Here is a 2,865-nt window from a genome sequence, read left to right as displayed (position 1 = left end):
TGGCGGCGTTAGCTGCGTGAACTCAATGTAATATGCAAACCTAAAATAGCTATAAAATGAAAAATTGTTTATTTCCTATTAATATGGGCACTTTAATTTCGATATAAAAAATTCAGGGGAAGTAGTGGTAACTTTTTATAAATATTTGGCTCTTGATAAAGCCGAAATGTCATTGTTTAATATATTTTTCGTCTCGCTAATTTTATTTTCATGCGCTATTGGAAGGCCACCTGTTTGGGAATGTTTTCTAGATACCCCTATATATAATATTTTGGTGAGTGATGTATTATCAAATATTATTATTTCATTATCTGCCTCGATGATTGTGGCTTATGTGTTTCATTACGTTAGTTGCTTGCATGTAAAGATAAATCAAGCAAAAGATTTATTGCCAATTATTAGCTTAGGTGCAATACGTCAAATAAAAAAATGGCTACTGACAAGTTCACAGCAACAATCAATACATGACCCAGAAGAAATAATTAGAACTGCGTTAATTAATAACGCCCATGAAAGCTCTGAAAGAGAATTGATCAACGAGAAAATAACATCTAACTATCAATTTCTTATTGATGATATTGAAAAATTTGAGGATATATACAATGAAGTAATGAGCAACTTTTCATTCTCGACTGAAGTCACATACTATTTTATCAATATCAAAAATATGATTGGTGGAGATCGGATTCGACAGGCACTTAATAATGATGATGACGTCAAGTTAACCAACTCGTCAGGCTTGTTGATGCTAACCAGGCATCTTGAAAAAAACAAGAAAATGTTGAATTTTGGGATTAGGAAACACGAATCTTAATATAAGCATGTTATAAGAAAAGCTTACTTGTTGATAAGGTGCCATGATAATAGAGTTATTCTTCAACCTTAAGCAGCTAACAAGGCATTTAAACGGAACAAAAACAGTGGGTTACGTTTCGCTTCGCTACACATTTTAACCCACTATTTTCGTCCGCTTAATGCGGCTACATGGATTCCCCCGTTCGTCAAACATCCGCTAGACTTTCGAAGATTGGTTTTGGACTGCCGCTCTACATTCGGCCTTTCGCTGACTCACGTCACGGCCCTGATGACATTACGCGGTTGCAGTGCCTCATTCGTTAGAAGACATCAATGTGTCCGCCGCATTAACAGGCTCTCTGCAAATGGTCTTAACCTATCCTCATCAGCTGCGTCTGCAATGACCCGGTTGGTGTGTATCCCTGCGCCGCCTCTTACTCAGGCGGTGTAGTCTTGATATTCGGTTTGGTTGTGTAACAACGCCCAGATAATGCGGGCGTTCTTAGCTGCCAGCGCGACAATGGCGCGGTTCATCCCTCGTCGTTCGAGGACGTTTCTCCCCCAGACACTGAGCCTGTCCTGTTTTTCTCCGAGGTTGGTTATGACGGCTCTCGCTCCGTGAACTAACAAGGTTCGTAGATACTTGTCGCCCCGTTTACTAATGCGCCCAAGGCGAGGTTTACCGCCGGTTGAATACTGTTTCGGGACCAGTCCTAGCCAGGCGGCGAAGTCTCTCCCGGAGTCGAACTGCTCACCTTTACCGATGGCAGCAATAATGGCTGTGGCGGTTTGAGGTCCGACGCCTCGGACGTTGAGGATACGCTGCGCATTAGGGCTGGCTTTGGTTACCATCTCAAAGCACTGGTCGGTGTCTTCGACGCGTTGATTCAGTGTCTGTAAGTGCTCGAAGCAATCCGCCAGGACAGCACGGGCGATATCAGGTAAGCCGTTTTCAGCGGCTTCGAGAATAAGAGGAACCTCGCGATGGACAGCGGCACGTCCGGTTGGAACGACGATGCCAAATTCGGCGAGCAAAGCACGGATACGATTAATGAGGGCAGTCCGCTCCTGAACCCAGTGCTCACGCATTCGGTGAATAGCAAGAATGGCTTGGCGTTCAGGTGATTTAACAGGAACAAAGCGCGTATTGCGTCTTTGGACGGCTTCACAGATAGCAATGGCATCATTAAGGTCGTTCTTGCCTTTTGTGCGGTAGGGGCTGACATACTTAGCCGCCATGATGCGGGTATCATGGCCTAATTGGGTGAACGCTCTGGCCCAATAATGCGCTCCAGAACACGCTTCAATACCTATACGCATGACAGGCATATTTGCTAATGTAGTCAGCAATTTAGCACGCGAAACGGATTTGTGAAGAATGACCTTACCTCGGTCATCAACAGCGTGCAGTGAGAAGTGGTGCTTGGCGAGGTCAACGCCACAAAAGAATTGAGAAGACATGGTTACCTCCGGTATTTAACGCGACACCTAAGTGTGGCAAATCCTCGTGAGGGGGAATCCATGTCATTCGTTATATGCAAGGAATGGAGGTCAATTGAATTATCCTATTTTATACATATTTTCGGGTCTCCCTGCTTCAGGTAAATCGACTCTTGCTAAACTGTTAGCTGCTAAAGTGGGTGCTACGTATGTTCGCATTGATACAGTAGAGCAAGGGCTTCGAGATCTTTGTCACTTCAAAGTTGAAGGTGAAGGGTATCGTTTAAGCTACCGTATAATCAGAGACAACTTAGAGCTTGGGATTAGCTGTATCTCAGACTCTTGTAATCCTATCGAGCTCACGCGACGTGAGTGGCAGGAAGTCGCAGAAAGTGTGGGGGCTAAATTCATCAATATTGAAATTAGTTGCTCAGATAGCAGTAAACACGAACAAAGAGTCATCACTCGTAGAAGTGAAGTAACAAATCTAAAATTACCTGACTGGAAACAAGTACAAAACCGCCATTACGACGCTTGGAAAACCGATGTAATCAAAATAGATACGGCAGGCAAAAGTATTGAAATGGCTTTCGCAGAACTAACAGAAAAGCTAGGCGTGTGAAATTGCAT

General features: G+C 43.7%; 3 protein-coding genes. 2 read left to right on the top strand and 1 reads right to left on the bottom strand.

Annotated elements, in window-relative coordinates; translation table 11 throughout:
* The first annotated feature begins 124 nt into the window (after window positions 1–124).
* On the top strand, window positions 125–814 hold the full coding sequence (locus tag LRP49_RS25020) for a hypothetical protein (protein WP_274146379.1): 690 nt from the start codon (window positions 125–127) through the stop codon (window positions 812–814).
* Window positions 815–1,233: 419 nt separating this feature from the next.
* Here the strand turns inward: LRP49_RS25020 and LRP49_RS25015 are convergent, their stop codons facing one another.
* Window positions 1,234–2,256 carry an IS110 family RNA-guided transposase gene (locus LRP49_RS25015; RefSeq protein ID WP_274146377.1) on the bottom strand — a complete coding sequence of 341 codons (1,023 nt, stop codon included), beginning with the start codon at window positions 2,254–2,256 and terminating at the stop codon, window positions 1,234–1,236.
* Window positions 2,257–2,350: 94 nt separating this feature from the next.
* Between LRP49_RS25015 and LRP49_RS25010 the strand changes: the two genes are divergently transcribed.
* Window positions 2,351–2,857, top strand: a complete 507-nt coding sequence (locus tag LRP49_RS25010) for a P-loop nucleotide/nucleoside kinase family protein (RefSeq protein WP_274146375.1) — start codon at window positions 2,351–2,353, stop codon at window positions 2,855–2,857.
* Window positions 2,858–2,865 lie beyond the last annotated feature (8 nt).

Source organism: Enterovibrio qingdaonensis (assembly GCF_028683135.1).
GTDB lineage: Bacteria > Pseudomonadota > Gammaproteobacteria > Enterobacterales > Vibrionaceae > Enterovibrio > Enterovibrio qingdaonensis.
Note: the sequence above shows the minus strand (reverse complement) of the source record. Positions and strands in the feature narration are given on the sequence as shown.